14 protein-coding genes are annotated in these 17,212 nt (G+C 71.7%); 5 read left to right on the top strand and 9 right to left on the bottom strand.

Annotated elements, in window-relative coordinates; all coding sequences use genetic code 11:
• Positions 1-109: 109 nt before the first annotated feature.
• Both P2Q00_RS11345 and P2Q00_RS11340 read right to left on the bottom strand, forming a co-directional pair.
• Positions 110-1,159, bottom strand: coding sequence for a hypothetical protein (locus P2Q00_RS11345; protein WP_275772034.1), 1,050 nt, complete (start codon positions 1,157-1,159; stop codon positions 110-112).
• A 54-nt stretch (positions 1,160-1,213) separates the two neighbouring features.
• Positions 1,214-2,485, bottom strand: coding sequence for an FUSC family protein (locus P2Q00_RS11340; RefSeq protein ID WP_275772703.1), 1,272 nt, complete (start codon positions 2,483-2,485; stop codon positions 1,214-1,216).
• Positions 2,486-2,614: 129 nt separating this feature from the next.
• On the opposite strand from P2Q00_RS11340, the gene P2Q00_RS11335 reads away from it, so the two are divergent.
• Complete coding sequence (locus tag P2Q00_RS11335) at positions 2,615-3,208, top strand: TIGR03086 family metal-binding protein (protein WP_275772033.1); 594 nt, start codon at positions 2,615-2,617, stop codon at positions 3,206-3,208.
• Here P2Q00_RS11335 and P2Q00_RS11330 read toward each other — a convergent pair.
• Both P2Q00_RS11330 and P2Q00_RS11320 read right to left on the bottom strand, forming a co-directional pair.
• Complete coding sequence (locus tag P2Q00_RS11330) at positions 3,139-4,221, bottom strand: hypothetical protein (RefSeq protein WP_275772032.1); 1,083 nt, start codon at positions 4,219-4,221, stop codon at positions 3,139-3,141. The genes P2Q00_RS11335 and P2Q00_RS11330 overlap by 70 nt on opposite strands.
• Positions 4,222-4,477: 256 nt before the next feature.
• Entirely contained in the window at positions 4,478-5,068 is a 591-nt protein-coding gene (locus tag P2Q00_RS11320; RefSeq protein ID WP_275772029.1) for a CGNR zinc finger domain-containing protein, read from the bottom strand.
• 139 nt (positions 5,069-5,207) lie between these two features.
• On the opposite strand from P2Q00_RS11320, the gene P2Q00_RS11315 reads away from it, so the two are divergent.
• The gene (locus P2Q00_RS11315; protein WP_275772026.1) at positions 5,208-6,206 is read left to right on the top strand and encodes a quinone oxidoreductase family protein; all 999 of its coding nucleotides are present in this window, start codon (positions 5,208-5,210) and stop codon (positions 6,204-6,206) included.
• Positions 6,207-6,252: 46 nt separating this feature from the next.
• Entirely contained in the window at positions 6,253-7,155 is a 903-nt protein-coding gene (locus P2Q00_RS11310; RefSeq protein ID WP_275772024.1) for a DUF3626 domain-containing protein, read from the top strand.
• Here the strand turns inward: P2Q00_RS11310 and P2Q00_RS11305 are convergent.
• The 5 genes from P2Q00_RS11305 to P2Q00_RS11285 all read right to left on the bottom strand — a co-directional run bounded on the left by P2Q00_RS11305 (position 7,107) and on the right by P2Q00_RS11285 (position 12,647).
• Entirely contained in the window at positions 7,107-7,730 is a 624-nt protein-coding gene (locus P2Q00_RS11305; protein WP_275772023.1) for a PAS domain-containing protein, read from the bottom strand. The genes P2Q00_RS11310 and P2Q00_RS11305 overlap by 49 nt on opposite strands.
• Before the next feature lie 88 nt (positions 7,731-7,818).
• Positions 7,819-9,462 carry a glycoside hydrolase family 13 protein gene (locus P2Q00_RS11300; protein ID WP_275772022.1) on the bottom strand — a complete coding sequence of 548 codons (1,644 nt, stop codon included), beginning with the start codon at positions 9,460-9,462 and terminating at the stop codon, positions 7,819-7,821.
• A gap of 49 nt (positions 9,463-9,511) precedes the next feature.
• Complete coding sequence (locus tag P2Q00_RS11295; protein WP_275772021.1) at positions 9,512-10,354, bottom strand: carbohydrate ABC transporter permease; 843 nt, start codon at positions 10,352-10,354, stop codon at positions 9,512-9,514.
• Positions 10,351-11,349: a carbohydrate ABC transporter permease gene (locus P2Q00_RS11290; protein WP_275772019.1), complete on the bottom strand. Its 999-nt coding sequence runs from the start codon at positions 11,347-11,349 to the stop codon at positions 10,351-10,353. The genes P2Q00_RS11295 and P2Q00_RS11290 overlap by 4 nt, the downstream gene beginning before the upstream one ends.
• Positions 11,350-11,357: 8 nt before the next feature.
• Entirely contained in the window at positions 11,358-12,647 is a 1,290-nt protein-coding gene (locus P2Q00_RS11285; protein ID WP_275772017.1) for an ABC transporter substrate-binding protein, read from the bottom strand.
• Positions 12,648-12,857: 210 nt separating this feature from the next.
• On the opposite strand from P2Q00_RS11285, the gene P2Q00_RS11280 reads away from it, so the two are divergent.
• Complete coding sequence (locus P2Q00_RS11280) at positions 12,858-13,910, top strand: LacI family DNA-binding transcriptional regulator (protein WP_338059305.1); 1,053 nt, start codon at positions 12,858-12,860, stop codon at positions 13,908-13,910.
• Positions 13,911-14,038: 128 nt separating this feature from the next.
• On the top strand, positions 14,039-17,209 hold the full coding sequence (locus P2Q00_RS11275; protein WP_275772016.1) for a cytochrome P450: 3,171 nt from the start codon (positions 14,039-14,041) through the stop codon (positions 17,207-17,209).
• Positions 17,210-17,212 lie beyond the last annotated feature (3 nt).

The raw sequence follows: 17,212 nt of genomic DNA, 5'->3' as shown, positions 1-17,212 counted from the left end.
ACACCTCAGGTGGTCGCTCGCCTCGATAGTGACAAGCCACCATGACCCGTGCCGGCGGGTGTGCGCAAGAACAGCAACATGCGTTGCGCAGGGTGCAATGGCCGCCGGTCTACCAGTCGCCGTCCTCGACCGGCTTGCCCGGTGCGTCCCCCAGCGGCTTGACCTGCTGCGGCGCGGGATCCTGCCAGGGCTCGTGGTCCTCGCCCAGCCAGTCGCCGACCGGCTGCACGCCTTCCAGTGCGTCCGTGGGCGCGAGGTCTTCCGCATCCTGGTCGTAGTAGTCGTACCAGGGCAGTCCGGCCCGGGTGTACTCCGCGCGGTCCACGGGCGACGGCGGGGGAGCCTCGCCGGTGATCCGGCGCCACTCCGGAGGTGTCACCAGGTGCACGAACACGCGCCCGGCGGGCTCCTCGGCCCAGTCCTCCAGCGGCCGGTCGTCCCGGTAGACCTCCTGCCGCATCGAACCGCCGACCCCGAGACCCATCGCCGCGGCGCGTCGCGGACGTCCCGCCGGGGCCGCCACCGGCACCGGGCCGCCCGGTGCGGGCGCCGCCATGGGCAGCGCCGCACCGTAGCCCCCGGCCGACATGCTCGTCCGCCGCAGCTCCGAGCGGCGCCGCTCCTCCTCGCGCCACTCGGCCAGTTTCCGCTCCCTGAGGGGGAAGGACTGCAGTTGTACGCCACCCCAGGTCTCCTCGCCCGTGACCTGGCCCTCGACGGTCGCGCCCAGGCTCAGCGGCACCGCCACGAACTGGCGGACGGTGCCCTTCCCGGAGTTGATACCGTCCAGCCAGGGCTGGCGGGGCAGCACGACATAGTTCTGCGGTTTCCGGGACAGCCGGTCGCTCCACGGCTTCCCTGAGACCGCGCACACCTTGCCCACCCCGACCTGCAGGGCGGCCGGCTCCGCGGTCCCCCCGAAGCTCAGCCACATCGCCTCGCGCAGATACACCGGCAGCATCACACCGCCCCGGGCACGCCACTGCTCGGGCACCGTGTCCGGGAAATCCGCGACCCTGCGGACCGGGAACTCGCCCAGCCCCGGCGGCAGCGGATGGGTGCCCGTCTCGGGCAGCCGCAGGGTACGCACGAACCGCACCGCCACACCCCCCGGCAACCGCAACGTGTTCCCGTCGATCCGCACGCTCGTGTCCGTCATCCGCCCGCCCCCTTGTTTCCGGCCCCGGAAACGTACGCAGCTCCGGTGACTCCGTCACCTAGAACGACGCTCGGCGTCGTCAGGGTTCCTGCGCAGCACCTCCGGAACCCTGAGCCGATCGGAATCGCGCAGACTTTCCCGCAGCCCGGTCAGCCGCGGCATGCGCTCGCGCTGCTCGCTGGAGGTACGGTCAAGTTCCTCCAGGAGGCGGCGGGAGCGGTGCTCGGTGTCCATCTCGTCGAGGATGCGGTTGACCTCGGTCAGCACGGCGCCGTACAGCTGCCAGGTGCGGGCGTCGCGCTGGACCTCCTCCAGGAGCAGCTGGGCCAGCTTGTCGCGGGTGGCCGCGGCCTGCCGCAGCTCGGCGGCCAGCCGGGACTCCGCGGACTCGGCGCTCACACTGACATGGCTGGTGACCAGCACCGCGAAACTGACCACGGCGTCGGCGATCTCCGACAGCAGCCGCTCCACGGCGGCTCCCGTCCCGGGCGCGAACAGCGGCTCGGGATCGCGTTCCTTGGCGAGGTCGGTGAAGGTGCGCGCCAGCACCCGCAGCACAACCGTGCAGATCTCCAGCGTGTCCAGCCCCGTGCGCAGCACCACCCGGTGCAGCAGGCCTTCACGCACGCGTGGATTGAGCCGCAGGCTGTCCTCGGCCTGTCTGAGGGCCGCGTCGACCTCGACGATGTCGTGGTCGAGCCGGCGTGCCTCGTGCAGCCGCTCCGTCGCATGCTCGACGGGCGTGCGGCCGGCGGCCTCCTCGCCCATGCGGAGCATCAGCTGCCGCAGCCGGCGGGCCAGCCCCTCGATCGACTCGCCCGCCTCGTCCACCCACACGGGTGGCGCGAGCAGCAGATTGCTGCCGAACCCGACCACGGCGCCGATCAGTGTCTCCACCACCCGCGCCCAGGCCGTGTCACCGTGGGTGGTGACCCCGAGCACCAGCATCGCGCTGATCGCCACCTCGGGCACGTACTCCTCGACCCGCACCAGCCGCCCGACCGCCAGCGAGGCCACGATCAGCAGGGCCAGACTCCACCAGGTCAGGCCCACCAGGAGGCTGAACGCGATGGCGACGAGGACCCCGGCCACGACCGAGTTCACCCGGCGGATGCCGTTGGTGAGGGTGGCGTAGAGGGTGACCTGGACGACCAGCAGCGCGGTCAGCGGGGCGGTGAGCGGCGCCGGCTCGGGGCTGAGGTGCAGTGCCACGACGTACGCGAGCGTCGCCGCGGCGGCCGCGCGCAGCGTCTGCACGACCACCGGGTCCCGGCGCCGCTTCACAAAGCGCACGAGGGACGCCGTCCACTCACGTACATCTCGCATCCTCGGGCCGTGCCCCTTCCCGTCCTTGAGGACCATGTCCTTGAAGACCGTGTCATTGAGGACCGTAACTGTCCGCAAGGCAGCCTAGATTGTTCGTGTCGGTCGAAGAGTGACAGGAGGGGAACAATCGTGGAGCACACCCCGGGCATCGAGGTTCTCACGTGGGCGCACGCTTATCTCGCCGAGGTGGTCGCCGCAGTGCCGGAGCCCGCGTGGGGAGCGCCGACGCCGTGCACCGAGTGGACGGTGCGGCAGGTCCTCAACCATGCGCGGATCGACCAGCAGGCCTACGGCCTCGCGATCACCGGCGGCCGCCCGGACTCCGACCCGTTCCACCCCGCCGACGCTCTCGACGGTGATCCGGCGGCGGAGCTCGACAAGGTGCTGCGCGCGGTGGCGGACGCGTACGCGGGACTGCCCGCCGACGCCGAGCAGGTGCCGACTCCGCTGGGCCCCATGCCCCTGCCGCTCGCCGCTGCCACGGCCGCCATGGACGCGGCCGTGCACGCCTGGGACATCGCGGTCGCCACAGGCCAGAGCCGGCCACTGACCGGTGAGCTGGCCGAGGGGATCCGGCCGGCGGCGGAACGGCTCGTCGATCATCTCCGGGACGCCTACCAGGTGTTCGCGCCCGCGCGGGAGTGCGCGCCCGGCTACGACAGGGCCGAGGCGCTGCTCGCCTTCCTGGGCCGCGACCCGCACTGGTCCCCTCCGGCGTCCTGACGCGCACGGCGCAGCGCACCCGAGACCACGGCCAGCAGACAGAGCCCGATCAGCCAGTTCGTCACCGCCGAGAACTGGTTGACGACGAAGTCGAAGACCTGCCCGGCCAGCAGGTCCGCCAGCAGTGAGGCGCGCAACAGCCCGAGGCCCCGCACCCGGTCGTCGCGCAGCCGCACCACCCCGGCCACGGCCAGCCCGAGCATGACGGCCGAGCAGACGACCAGCCCCGTCACCGCACCCCACTCCGGTTCGTGCCGCAGCCGCCCGGCCGCGAGATCCCAGCCGGCGCCGACCAGCAGCAGGGCGCCCTGCAGCACGGTCCAGGCCAGGGCCGCCCACAGCGTCACACGGTGCGCGACGAGCGCGGTGACTGCGTCGCGGCCCCGCGCCACCGCCCTCCGTGCAAGGTCGGGCATGCGCGCGCGTGGCCGCTGCGGGGCCGTCTCCACGCACTCCAGCAGCTGCACCAGCGCCACGTCCACGGGCCGGGTCGAGCCCTCCAACGCCCGCAGCGCGGAGCGGCGTTGACCGTCGGTCAGTCCCGATACGACCCCGGTGAGCGCGGTGTCGGCGGCGCGCGCCGTCCGCGCCCGAGCCCCCGGCGGACCGCCGCGCCGCACCAGCCACCGGCTCAGCAGGACCAGCCCGGCGAAGGCGAGGTAGATCAGTCCGGCGGCCGGCCGGTAGAGATAGCCGCCGCCGTCGCTGACCACCTTGCCGATCTCGTCGATGAACAGCCCGAACCCCACCCCGCCCGTCACCGCGCCCCACAGCCGCACCCGGCGGCCGAGGAACACCAGCAGTACGACGAGCCCGGCGGCCATCAGCAGCCCGCCCCACAGCATGTGTGCGATGTGCAGTCCGGTGCCGTGGCCGCCTAGTTTCGGATAGCCGGTGCGGGCGAGCAGCCACCGGGTCAGCAGCACGGTGGCGATGCCTGTCAGCAGGAACAGTCTCAGGTCGGCGCCGGCTGTCGCCGTACGGAAGGGCCTGCCGTGCCGCCGAGTCGTCATGTCAGGCATGGTCGCTGCCGCGCACCCTCGTGATCCATCAGGACAACCCCCGTCCTCGCCCCGTGGTTGTCCGCACCCCGGGACGGAGGATTGCCGGATGGTCCACCGGCCGCCCGCCACGCAAGCTTTGGAAGGGGCGTTCCGGCCGGCCCGGGCAGCAATGAGCGGATCCTGGACCCGGTCCGATACCGGGATCTCGCGGTCGACCTGCGCGCGGTCGGATCACCGGCCCGCACTCACGACGTCCTCGTCCACCTCACCGGGCGGAGGCGGCCCGGCTGCGGGACCGGTAGCCGGCGACCTTCGCGAGGTTGCCGCAGCGGTCCATGGAGCACCAACGCCGGCGCCGGGCCTGGGAGTCGTCCAGGAACAGCAGCGAACAGTCCGGGTTCTCGCACTTCTTGACCCGTCCCAGCAAGGGGCTGCGCACCAGGAGGACGGCATCCCGGGCCACCGTCGCCAGGGCCGCCCGGGCAGGCTGCCGGGCCGTCCAGCGCACGGGGCCCAGCTGGGGGGCGAGGTCCGGGCGGGTGGCGGTCTCGTTGACCAGTTCCACGTCGGCCGGCTCAGGCGTCTGCCCGGCCATCGCCGCTCGTACGACACGGTGGAGGGCCTCGCGCAGAACGCGGGCGTCCGTCAGCTCCCGGGCCGTCACCCGCACCGGCTCGCCGTCCGCGGCCAGCTCCGCCTCCGCGAACCAGCGGGCCAGCGCGGCCGTGTCCGGGAGCCGTTCCAGGGGAGTGTCGGTGTGCCGTCGGCCCAATGTCGCCACGAAGTCCAGGCAGGGGCGGCCGCCGATGAACGGGAACACGAGTGCCGGGTCGACGGGGGCGGAGGTGCCGGTCATGCGCCTGATTGTACACCGGTTCATGTGGTGTCTCATCTCCGTCGAACCCACTTGACACCGGTTGAAGTGGTGTCGGAAAGTGACACCACTTCAACCGGTGTCAGTCGTGTGTGCGGCTGTGGCAGGAAGCAGGTGCGGTATGCGTGCGGTACGGATCGACGAGTTCGGCGGGCCCGAGGTGCTGGTGCCGGTCGAGGTGCCCGAGCCGGCGGCCGGGCCCGGTCAGGTGCTGGTGCGGATCGCGGCGGCGGGCGTGAACCGCGCCGACGCGCTCGTCCGGGCCGGCGTCTACCACCGGGCCGGGCGTCCGCCGCTGATCCCGGGCGTCGAGGCGGCCGGTGTGGTCGCGGCGGTGGGGGAGGGGGTGACCGGCCTGCAGGTCGGACAGCGGGTCATGGCTCTGGACGGGGTGAACGCACCCGGTTTCTATGCCGAGTTGGCGGTCGTGCCCGCCTCGCAGGTCACCGCGCTGCCGGAAGGCGTGGGCCTGGTCGAGGCGGCCGCGCTGCCGGTCGCCTGGCTCTCCGCCTGGTACTGCCTGCGGCACCTGGCCAAGGTCACCAAGGAGGACACGGTGGTGGTGAAGGCGGCCGCGAGCGGGGTCGGCAGTGCGGCTGTGCAGATCGCCGCCGAGACCGGCGCGCGGGTCATCGCCCTCGCCGGGTCTGCTGAAAAGGCCGCGTGGGCAGGGGAGTTCGGTGCCCAGGACATCGTCGACACCTCCGCACATCCCGACGAGGCGGAGGTCGAGGAGGTGCTGCGGCTGACCGACGGACGCGGCGCCGACGTCGTCCTCGACACCGTGGGCGGCCGGGCGTTCGGGCGGAGCCTGCGCGAGGTCGGGCACGGCGGCCGCGTCGTCGCGCTCGCCAACGTCGCCCTGGAGCCCAGCACCATCGACACCCGCGACTTCTATCCCAAGAACGCGTCCGTCCTCGGCTTCCAGCTCACCAACCTCCAGATCCACGGCTACGACCCCCGACCCGACCTGCGCGAACTGGCCGAGCGGGTCGCCGCGGGGGCGTATCGCGTGCCGGTCGAGAGCGTCGTACCGCTCGAAGAGGCCCGCGCCGCCCACGAGTTGCTGGAGCGGCGGGACAACCGTGGCAAGATCGTCCTGGCGGTGGCTGACCTCTGAGGCATCCTCGCGGCCGCCCCTGGACGCAACGGAGGCAGGGAGGCCAATGGATCGCGGACATGTCGACTCGGCCCGGGCCCGTCAGGCGCTGCGGCATGTCGCCGCCCGCTCCAGGGGCCCGGCCCTCGGCCCCGATCTGCGGATCACGCTGAACTTCCACCCCGACCGGCTCACCGGCGGGCTGCCCATCCTCCAGGCGCTCGCCCAGGCCGGCGTCTACCACTCGCAGTTCGTCACCGGCACCAGCAACGGCGGCCTCACCGCGCACCCGGGCGGTGACCGCCGGCGCTGGGAGAGCCGGATCTTCGGCGGCGCCTACGACGACGCCGACCCGCGCGACCGGCCCGTGTACGGCGGGCTGAACTTCCGGCGCCAAGTGGTGGGCGCCGCCCCGCGGTTCGGCTCCTCGCACTTCCGGCTCACCGGCGACGCCCTGGCGCGCACCACTTTCTGCTACCCGGACAGTGCCGCCGAGCCGGCCGACTTCGGGGTCGCCGCCGGCATGTCCCTCATCGCCCTCGCCGAGGCGGACGAGCAGGACGCCCTCAACGACTACATCGAGGCCCAGGTCCACGGCGGCGTCCTCCTCGCCGCGCATCTGGAGGCGCTCGTCCTGGACGAGAGCTACCGCGGCACACCCGTCGAGGCCGCGGCCCGCCTGCTGCCCTGCCCCGTCGAGTGGCACCCCGGCTACCGGCTGAGCGTGGCGCAGCTGCGGGAGCACGCGGACTACCGTGGGCAGGAGTACGTCGAGTTGGGCGCCCGGATCGCCCAGAACGGCCGCATCGACCCGCGGATCATCGGCGACGCCGCCCGCACCGGCCGCCACGAGCTGCAGGACCTGAAGATGGTGTGGCACACCCTCGCCCGCTTCGGCGCACCCGAAGGCGCGGGCACTGCCTATGCGCCCGGCGGCCACACCCCGGGAGTGAGCACGCCGAGCGCATAGGCGCGCGCCACCAACTCGGTACGGTTCGACGCGCCCCAGCGTGCCGACAGCCGCCGCAGGTGATAGGTGACGCCGTCCGCGCTGAGGCCGGTCTCCTTCGCTGCCCTGGCGGTGGTGGCGCCCCCGGCGAGCAGCGCCAGGATGCGGGCCTCCACCGGGGCGACCCGCACGGGCTCCTCGGCGAGCGGCTCGCGCTCGCCCAGCACACGCAGCATCACCAGCAGGGCGGGCGTCTCCTCCACGGTGTCGCTGACCGGATCGGCGGTCAGCTCCCCGAGTCGTTCAGCCCCGCCCGGTGCCTCCCAGCGCACCGGCACCTGATACCGCGAGCGGTGCCGCAGCCGCAGCGCCTGCGCGATCCGCTCCACCTGCGTGGCCTCCTGCGGCCGGAACAGCTCCAGCACATCACGGCCGCGCAGCCGTCCCGGGGTCGTACCGCACTCGGCCGCCATCGCCGGGTTGGCCAGCAGGACGGCGCCGTACGCATCGCACACCGCGACCGGCATGGAGACCCGGTCGAAGAGGGTCAGGGCGCGATTGCGCCACACGACGGCCTCCCGGCTGCTCTCGCTCACTCACACCTCCCGCCACCTGGCACGACGGCACCACCCGCACTGCGTCCACTACACAATCATGCAGGGCGGCCAGAGGTGGAAGCCCCTCCTACACGGCGAGCCAGGCCGCCTGGTCCGGCGCCAGCAGACCGTCCTCCAAAGGCCCACTGGCCAGCAGAACCGAGGCATCCTCATGCAGCCGATATGCCTCGGCCGACAGGTTCACCACGCACACGAACCCGGGTTCGCGCCCGAGGGCAAGAACACCGGCGGGGGCGTCGAGCCAGGTCAGGCTGCCGTCGCCGAGGGCCGGGTGTGCGCGGCGCAGGCGCAGGGCGGTGCGGTACAGCTCCAGCATCGAGCTCTCGTCGCCGGTCTGAGCGGCCACGCCGAGATCCGCCCAGCCGGGCGGCTGCGGCAGCCAGGGCTCGGCCGTCGCGCCTTCCGCACTGAAGCCGTACGGCGTACTCCGTCCGGCCCACGGGATCGGCACCCGGCAGCCGTCGCGCCCGCGGTCGGTGTGCCCGGAGCGCTCCCAGACCGGGTCCTGCAGCACCGCCTCGGGCAGGTCCTCGACCTCCGGCAGCCCGAGCTCCTCGCCCTGGTAGACATAGGCGCCGCCGGGCAGGGCGAGCATCAGCAGGGCGGCGGCGCGGGCCCGTCGTGTGCCCAGTTCCAGGTCCAGAGGGCCTTCGGGGCGGTAGGGCTCGTTGGCCACCCACCGCTTGACCACCCTGCGGCCGTAGCGGCTGGGGTGGCGCATGACGTCGTGGTTGGACAGCACCCAGGTGGCCGGGGCGCCCACCGCGCCGAGCATGGCGAGAGAGTCGTCGATGACGGCACGCAGGTCCTTGGCGTCCCAACTGGACATCAGGAAATCGAAGTTGAACGCCGTGTGCAGGCCGTCCCGGCGCACGTAGGCGGCGAGCCGCTGAGGGGTGTCCGCCCATGCCTCGGCGACGAACGAGCGGTCACCCGGGAACTCGTCGGCCACCCGGCGCCACGCACGGTAGATGTCGTGCACCTCGTCCCGGTCCCAGTGCGGATGGTCGAGGTGCTGCCGCGGCCCCTCGGCCGCCACTTCCGGGCCGGGCGGCAGGTCGGGCAGTTCGGGATGCTTGATCAGGCCGTGCGCCACGTCGATACGGAAACCGTCCACGCCGCGGCTGAACCAGAACCGCAGGATCGACTCGAACTCCGCCCGTACATCCGGGTGTTCCCAGTTGAGGTCCGGCTGCTCCGGGGCGAACAGATGCAGATACCACTCCCCGTCGGGCAGCCGGGTCCAGGCCGGGCCGCCGAAGCAGGACACCCAGTCGTTGGGCGGCTCGGTGCCGTCGGGCCCGCGGCCGGCCCGGAAGACGTAGCGCTCCCGCTCCCCACTGCCCGGCCCGGCAGCCAACGCGGCCTGGAACCAGGCGTGTTGGTCGGAGGTGTGATTGGGCACGAGGTCGGGGATCACCCGGATCCCGTGCCGGTGTGCCTCCTCGATGAGCTGCTCCGCCTCGGCGACCGTGCCGAACAGCGGATCGATCTCCCGGAAGTCGGCGACGTCGTATCCGTGGTCGGCCATCGGTGACTTGTACCAGGGGTTGATCCAGATGGCGTCCACGCCGAGGGACTTCAGATACGGCAGCCGGGAGCGGATGCCTGCGATGTCGCCGACGCCGTCGCCGTTCCCGTCGGCGAAACTGCGGATGTAGACCTGGTAGATGACGGCGTCGCGCCACCAAGGTCCGGTGCTGGTGGTCATGTCGGTGCTTGCTCCTCGGAGATCGTCGGAGATCGGAGGGGGGACGGGGTCACTTCGCCGCGCCGGCCGTGAGGCCGGCCACGATCCGGCGCTGGAACAGCAGCACCACGACGACGAGCGGGACGGTGACCAGGACTCCGGCGGCCATCTGGCTGCCGAACGGCGTCTCGAACCGGGTCGCGCCCGCGAACTTGGAGATCGCGACGGGCGCGGTCTGGATGTCGGGCTTGTTGGTCATAGACAAGGCGATGAGGAACTCGTTCCAGGCCGCGATGAACGTGATGATCGCGGTGGTGAAGATGCCCGGCGCGGCGAGCGGGATGATGACCTTGCGGAACGCCTGGCCGCGGGTGCAGCCGTCGATCATGGCCGCGTGCTCCAGCTCGTCCGGCATCTGCCGGAAGAACGCCGTCAGATTCCACACCGCGAGCGGCAGCGTGAACGACATGCTGGGCACGATCATCGCCTGATAGGTGTTGATCCAGCCGAAGCCGACGAACATCTTCAGCAGCGGCACCACGATCGACACCACCGGGAACATCGACGTGGCGATGATCAGCGTCAGCACGAACCGCTTGCAGCGGAACTCCAACCGCGCCATCGCATACGCCGTGAAGGTCGCCAGCAACAGCGCGCAGACAGTGGTGATCCCGGCCACGACAAGGCTGTTGAGCAGCGCCCGGCCGAACTCCTGGGACGGGTCCAGCACGGCCCGGTAGTTCTCGAAGGAGATCCGGGACGGGAAAAGGGAGTTGTCGAAGATGTCCGAGGTGCGGCGCAGGCTGGAGACCAGCATCCAGTAGAAGGGGGCGAGGCAGTAGGCGACCACCGCGGCGACCCCGAGCCACAGCAGTGCTCTGCGCACGGCCGGGTGCACAGTGGTGGATGTCATGCGGGCACCTCCGTACGACGACGCGGCACAAGGTCCGTACCCAGCAGCCGCACGAATGCCAGCGCGATGAGGAAGACGTAGACGAAGAGGATCACCGCGTAGGCGGCAGCCGGACCGAACCGCACATTCGCCGCCTGGTCCTGGGCCAGCATGGACAGCGTCTCCACGGACGTCTTCTGCGCGCCGATCAGGATGTACGGCAGGTCGAACATGCGCAGCGCGTCGAGCGTGCGGAACAGCACGGCCACCAGCAGCGCGGGTTTGACCAGGGGGAGCGTGATGCTCCAGAACTGGCGCAGGACGCCGGCCCCGTCCATCCGGGCCGCCTCGTACACCTCCTTCGAGATCACCTGGAGGCCGGCCAGCACCAGCAGCCCGATGAAGGGCGCCGTCTTCCACACATCGGCGATGATGACCGCGGCCTTGGCATGGAACCCCTCCGTGGTCCACAGGATCTGACGGCCGATCAGGGTGTTGGCGACTCCGTCGCTGTTGAAGATCCAGCGCCACAGCAGACCCGTGACGGCGGTGGGGATGGCCCACGGCACCAGGATCGACGCGCGGACGACCGCCCGGCCGCGCAGCGCACGGTGCATGATCAGCGCCATCGCGACGCCGAGCACCGTCTCCAGGGCGACCGTGGTGACGGTGAGGAAGGTCGTGTTCCAGAAGGCGTTCCAGAAGCGGTCGCCCGCCGCTCCGAAGATCCCGGTGTAGTTGTCGAGGCCGACGAACGGGTCGTGGTCGCGGACGAAGCCGGTCTTCGGGTCGAGCCCCGGGGTGCCGTAGAACGAGTCCTTGAGCGCCACGATCGTCGGGTAGAGCACGACGATCGCCAGGACCAGCAGCGTCGGCGAGACCAGGAGGGCGGCGAGTCCGCCCTCGCCGGAGGTGGCCTTGCGCGGGCGGCCCGAGAAGGCCCGACGGGCGGCGTCTGCGCGCGACTTCGCTTCGGGCCGGTCGAGGCTGTCGGGCGGGTTGTGGGTGGTCAGCATGTGTCTCCTCACTTCCCTGCCGCCAGCTCTTGCAGGTCCCTCTGGAGGTTGCGCAGCGCGCTCGCGCTGCTCTCGGCCCCGGTCAGCGCGGCGAACGCCTCCCGCTGGACGGCCGCGGTGACATCGCCGTAGCCGAACACGCGCGGCCGCGGCACCGCGTGCAGGATCGACTGCTTGAGAACGGGCAGGTACGGATACTTCTTCACCAGGCGGGGGTCCGCGTACAGCGCCTTGTACGTGGGCGCGGCCGGCGCATAGGCCAGCGAGAAGCGCTGGGTGTCCTGGCTGGTGAAGAAGCGGATGAAGTCCAGCGCCGTGGCCTTGTTCCTCGCCGAGGCGGACAGGGCGAGATTGTGGCCGCCCAGGCTGGAGGCGCCGGGGCCGCTGAGCCCGGGCAGTGGTGCGACGGCGAACTTCCCGGCGACCCTGCTGGCGCCGTCCTTCTTGTTCACCAGCGGATACATGTACGGCCACTGCCGCTCGAAGACCAGCTTGCCGGACTGGAAGGCGCGCCGGGCGTCCTCCTCCTGGTAGGTGGCGGCCTCCTTCGGGATGGTGCCGTCCTTGAAGGAGCGGACCAGGAAGTCCAGGCCCTTCCTGGCCTGCGGGGTGTCGAGGTGCGGGCGCCCCTCGGCGTCGGTGACGACCCCGCCCGCGGAGTTCACCGCCTCGGCGAAGTTCACGGTCAGGCCCTCGTACTTCTGGAACTGGCCCGCGTAACAGGACACGCCCTTGGCCGCGGGCAGCTTCCTCACCTTGGCGCAGTCGGCCTTCAACTCGGCCCAGGTGACGGGCGGTCGGTCGATGCCGGCCTGCTCGAGCAGATCGGTGCGGTAGTAGAGCATGCCGCCGTCCGAGCTGGCCGGGACGGAGTAGAGGCCGCCCCGGTACATTCCGGTCGCGACGATCGGCGTCAGCATCTCGTCCAGCGGGAAGCGGTCCTCGGGCAGCCGGTCCACCCAGCGGTGCGCCGCGAACTCCGAGGTCCACACCACGTCGAGGGACAGCACCGTGAAGGCGTCCGACCTGATCGCCGCGTTCTGGATCATCTGCTGCCGCTGTGCGTCCGCGTCGGTGGGCAGCTGGACGAAGGTGACCCTCTCCTTCGGGTGCAGCTTGTTCCAGCGGTCGAGGATCGCCTGCACCGTGCCGGTGTTGTCGGCACCGGCGACATAGGTGATGGGACCTCTCCCCGTGCTCGACACGGAGCCGCCACCGGCGCCGCACGCGGCGAGGGCGGCGAGCCCCGCGCACAGTGCACCGGAGCGTCGCAGCGCTCTGGTCGTCCTGTTGTTCAAAGTCTCTCCCGGGCAGCGATTGCAAGGTTAATTACGCAGCTCAGAGCATGTAATGACTACTTTCTTGGGCCTCTTGTGCCCTTAGCGGGACAACGTTTGCAAGCTAGGAGGGTCATGGGTGGCGCGTCAATGCGCTACGCGGAAGTAATGCGATGACAGCGCTGTCACCGGGCCCGGCGAATTCATGCACGCTTGTGCTAACGTCCGCCCATGCCAGCAGCTCAACGGCACCCCACCATGGCCGATGTCGCCGAACGGGCCGGGGTCTCCGCATCCACCGTCTCCCGCACGCTGCGGGGACTGTCGAGCGTGTCGCCTGACGTCCGCGCCCGGGTCGAGAAGGCCGCCCGCGAGCTGAACTTCGCGATCTCACGGCAGGCCTCGAGCCTGGTGACCGGCAGGACCGGCGTCGTCGCGGTACTGGTGCCCACGCTCAACTCGTGGTTCATGGGCTCGGCCCTGTCCAGCCTGGGCCCGCTGCTGCGCGCGGCGGACATGGAGCTGACCGTCTATGTGATACCCGACCTGGCCGAACGCGCCTCGTTCTTCGAGCAGCTGCCGGCCCGGCGCAACGCCGACGCCCTGCTGGTCCACTGCTTCGACCTGACCGAGGAGGAGGGCGCACGGCTGGACGACCTCGGGATGCCCGTCCTCTACGTCAGCCAGCACGCCGAGGGGCGCCCGAGTGTGTACGTCGACGACGTTGCCGGGGCCCGGCACGGCACCCGGCATCTGCTGAACCTGGGGCACCGGCGCATCGCCTTCATGCAGAGCCCGGGCGCCAGCGGCTTCTCCTTCAGCTCGCACGCGCGGCTGCTCGGCTATCAGCAGGCGCTCGCCGAGGCGGGCGTTCCCCTGGACGACTCCCTCGTGGTGGCCGCCCCGGCCGCGGACAAACGCGCCGTCGCGGAGGCGCTGGGGCAACTGCTCGGTCTGCGCCGGCCGCCCACCGCCGTCTTCGCCGAACAGGACGAGCTCGCCGCCGCCCTCATCTGGACGCTGCGCAGGGCCAGGATCGAGGTGCCCGAGCAGATGTCCGTCCTCGGCTTCGACGACCAGCCGCTGGCCGAGTGGTTCGACCTGACCACGGTGGCCCAGTCGCCCTCGGAGATGGGCCGGGTGGCCGGCGAACTGGCCCTGCAGCTGATCAACGACTCCGAGGCGGACGGCAAGCGGCACATCGTCCTGCCGACCCATGTGATCCCGCGGGGCACCACCGCACGGCCGACCGGATCGGCGACGGAGACCGAGGGCCCGTCCTGAGGACTTCCGCAAGCCCCCGGGGACGTTCTTGACTACACGATCATGTAGTCCCATGGCGCGAACGACCGGGTCCGCTCGACCAACCTTGACCGCAGTACTCCCGTACCGCGAAAGGCAGTTGTCGCGCCATGCCCCCCACCGCCCTGCACCCCCTCTCCGCGGACACCCTCCCCGGCGTCCCCGTCGTCGACATCACCGCCACCGGGCCGGGCCGCACGCCCATCCAGCAGGTGATGGGTCTCATGCGTGAGCACGGGCCGGTGCTCGTGCGGCGGCTGCACGGGCGCGACGCGCTGTTCGTCGGCGACCTGGACCTGGTGGCCGACCTCGCCGACGAGAAGCGGTTCGCCAAGCATGTCGGGCCCGCGCTGGAGAACGTCCGCGAGTTCACCGCCGACGGCCTGTTCACCGCGCACAACGACGAGCCCAACTGGGCCAGGGCGCACGACATCCTGATGCCCGCCTTCGCGCTCGGCTCGATGCGCACCTACCACCCGGTGATGCTGAAGGTGGCCCAACGGCTCATCGCCTCCTGGGACCGCGCTGCCCGTGCGGGGGAGCCGGTGAACGTGCCCGACGACATGACCCGGATGACCCTCGACACCATCGGACTCGCCGGATTCGGCTACGACTTCGGGTCCTTCGGACGCGACGAGGCCCACCCCTTCGTCGAGTCCATGGTCCGCTGCCTGGAGTGGGCCATGACCCGGCTCGCCCGCACCCCTGGCCAGGACTACTCGGCAGCCGACGCGGCCTTCCGGGACGACTCCGCCTACCTGGCCCAGGTCGTCGACGACGTCATCGCCTCCCGCACCGGCACAGACCAGACCGGCGCCGAGGACCTGCTCGGCCTCATGCTCACCGCCGAGCACCCGGCCGACGGCACCACCCTCGACGCCGCCAACATCCGCAACCAGGTCATCACCTTCCTGATCGCCGGTCACGAGACGACCTCCGGCGCGATGTCCTTCGCCCTGTACTACCTGGCCAAGCATCCGACGGCGCTGCAGCTCGTCCAGCGCGAGGCCGACGCCCTGTGGGGCGACCGGGCCGACCCGGAGCCGACCTACGACGAGGTCGGCAGGCTGACGTACACCCGCCAGGTGCTCAACGAGGCGCTGCGGCTGTGGCCGACGGCCGCCGCCTTCAGCCGGCACGCCCTTGAGGACACGCTGCTCGGCGGGCGGATACCGCTGCGCGCCGGACAGGCCGTCAGCGTGCTCGCCCCGATGCTGCACCGCCAGCCCGTCTGGGGCGACAACCCCGAGCTGTTCGACCCCTCCCGGTTCACCGCCGAGGCGGAGGCGGCACGGCCGGTGCACGCCTTCAAGCCGTTCGGCACCGGTGAACGCGCCTGCATCGGGCGGCAGTTCGCGCTGCACGAGGCGACCATGCTGCTGGCGATGCTCGTCCACCGCTACCGGTTGCACGACCACGCCGACTACGCGCTCCACGTCAAGGAGACCCTCACCCTCAAGCCCGAGGGCTTCACCTTGACCCTCACCCCGCGGACGGCTGCCGACCGCGTGCACGCGACGCTGCCCGGCGCGGCCGTCGAGCTCCCGTCGGATGCCTCCCGCGCGGCCGTCACCCTCCCGGCCCGCGTCCGCCCCGGCACCGGCGTCCTCTTCCTGCACGGCAGCAACTACGGCACCTGCCGCGAGTTCGCCGCCCAACTCGCCGACGAGGCAGCCGAGTTCGGCTGCGAGACCCAGGTCGGGGCCCTCGACGCCTACGCGCACGGCCTGCCCACCGACCGGCCCGTAGTCATCACCGCCGCCTCCTACAACGGCCGCCCCACCGACGACGCCACCGCCTTCGCCGCCTGGCTGGAGGACACCCACGACCTCACGGACGTCACCTACGCCGTCCTCGGCGTCGGCGACCGCAACTGGGCCGCCACCTACCAGCACGTCCCGACCCGCATCGACGACCGCCTCGCCGAACTGGGGGCCCACCGTCTCGTGGACCGCACGGCCGCCGACGCCTCGGGTGATCTGACCGGCGCGGTCAGGGACTTCACCGCCCGGCTGCGTACGGCCCTCCTGGAGCACTACGGCGATCCCGACGCCAGCGCCCCGGCCGACGACGAGCCCACCACGGCATACGAGGTCCGCACCCTGACCGGCGGCCCCCTGGACGCGCTCGCCGAGCGGCACGGGCTCGTCCCCATGACGGTCACCGAGGCCCACGACCTCACCGCCCCCGGATACCCGCGCCGCAAGCGCTTCGTCCGCGTCGCCCTCCCCGACGGCACTGCTTACCGTACGGCCGACCACCTCACCGTGCTGCCCGCCAATGCCCCGGCCCTGGTCGACCGCGCGGCCATCGCACTCGGCGTCGACCCCGACACCGTCCTGGACATCCGGGCCACCCGCCCCCGCCGCGACGGCCTCGCGCTGGACCGCCCCTTGACGGTACGTCAACTCCTTGCGCACCACGTCGAGTTGCAGGAGCGGCCGACCCCCACCCAGCTGGCGTCCCTCGCCGTCGCCAACCCCTGCCCGCCCGAGCGCACGGCCCTGGCGGCTCTGACCGCCGAAGACCCGCGCACCCTCGTCGAGGTCATCGAGGACCACCCCGCCCTGCGCGGAGCCATGGACTGGCCGCAGCTCCTGGAGATCCTCACCCCGCTGCGCCCCCGCCACTACTCCATCTCCTCCTCGCCCGCCGTCGACCCCGGCCACGCGGACCTGATGGTCTCCCTGCTGGAAGCCCCCGCACGCTCCGGCAAGGGCGTCTACCGGGGGGTCGGTTCCGGCCATCTCGCCACCGTCGAACCCGGCGACACCGTGTACGCCCGCGTCCAGCCGTGCCGCGAGGCGTTCAGGATCAGCGGCGCGACTCCGGTGATCATGATCGCGGCCGGTACGGGCCTCGCCCCCTTCCGCGGAACCGTCGCCGACCGCACGGCCGCCCTCGCCTCGGGCGCCGAACTCGCCCCCGCCCTCTGCTACTTCGGCTGCGACGCACCCGACGCCGACTTCCTGCACGCCGAGGAGCTGCGCGCCGCCGAGGCCGCCGGAGCCGTCTCGCTGCGCCCGGCCTTCAGTACCGCGGGCACCTTCGTGCAGCACCGCATCGCCGCCGAGGCCGACGAGGTGTGGGAGCTGCTCGGCGCCGGGGCGCGGGTGTACGTCTGCGGCGACGGCTCGCGGATGGCGCCCGGTGTGCGGGACGCGTTCCGTACCCTGTACCAGGACCGCACGCCGGACGCGGACGGCACCGCGGCCGAGGAATGGCTGAACGGGCTGATCACGGACGGGCGTTACGTCGAGGACGTGTACGCGGCCGGCTGACCG

Origin of the sequence: Streptomyces coacervatus (assembly GCF_029223485.1) — a bacterium.
Taxonomy (GTDB): Bacteria; Actinomycetota; Actinomycetes; order Streptomycetales; family Streptomycetaceae; genus Streptomyces; species Streptomyces coacervatus.
Note: the sequence above shows the minus strand (reverse complement) of the source record. Positions and strands in the feature narration are given on the sequence as shown.

What these genes read in the sequence shown, in the direction of transcription:
- P2Q00_RS11345 (WP_275772034.1), bottom strand. Translation starts at nt 1,159, where the DNA reads ATGACGGACACGAGCGTGCGGATCGACGGGAACACGTTGCGGTTGCCG.
- P2Q00_RS11340 (WP_275772703.1), bottom strand. Translation starts at nt 2,485, where the DNA reads ATGCGAGATGTACGTGAGTGGACGGCGTCCCTCGTGCGCTTTGTGAAG.
- P2Q00_RS11330 (WP_275772032.1), bottom strand. Translation starts at nt 4,221, where the DNA reads ATGACGACTCGGCGGCACGGCAGGCCCTTCCGTACGGCGACAGCCGGC.
- P2Q00_RS11320 (WP_275772029.1), bottom strand. Translation starts at nt 5,068, where the DNA reads ATGACCGGCACCTCCGCCCCCGTCGACCCGGCACTCGTGTTCCCGTTC.
- P2Q00_RS11315 (WP_275772026.1), top strand. Translation starts at nt 5,208, where the DNA reads ATGCGTGCGGTACGGATCGACGAGTTCGGCGGGCCCGAGGTGCTGGTG.
- P2Q00_RS11310 (WP_275772024.1), top strand. Translation starts at nt 6,253, where the DNA reads ATGGATCGCGGACATGTCGACTCGGCCCGGGCCCGTCAGGCGCTGCGG.
- P2Q00_RS11300 (WP_275772022.1), bottom strand. Translation starts at nt 9,462, where the DNA reads ATGACCACCAGCACCGGACCTTGGTGGCGCGACGCCGTCATCTACCAG.
- P2Q00_RS11295 (WP_275772021.1), bottom strand. Translation starts at nt 10,354, where the DNA reads ATGACATCCACCACTGTGCACCCGGCCGTGCGCAGAGCACTGCTGTGG.
- P2Q00_RS11290 (WP_275772019.1), bottom strand. Translation starts at nt 11,349, where the DNA reads ATGCTGACCACCCACAACCCGCCCGACAGCCTCGACCGGCCCGAAGCG.
- P2Q00_RS11280 (WP_338059305.1), top strand. Translation starts at nt 12,858, where the DNA reads ATGCCAGCAGCTCAACGGCACCCCACCATGGCCGATGTCGCCGAACGG.
- P2Q00_RS11275 (WP_275772016.1), top strand. Translation starts at nt 14,039, where the DNA reads ATGCCCCCCACCGCCCTGCACCCCCTCTCCGCGGACACCCTCCCCGGC.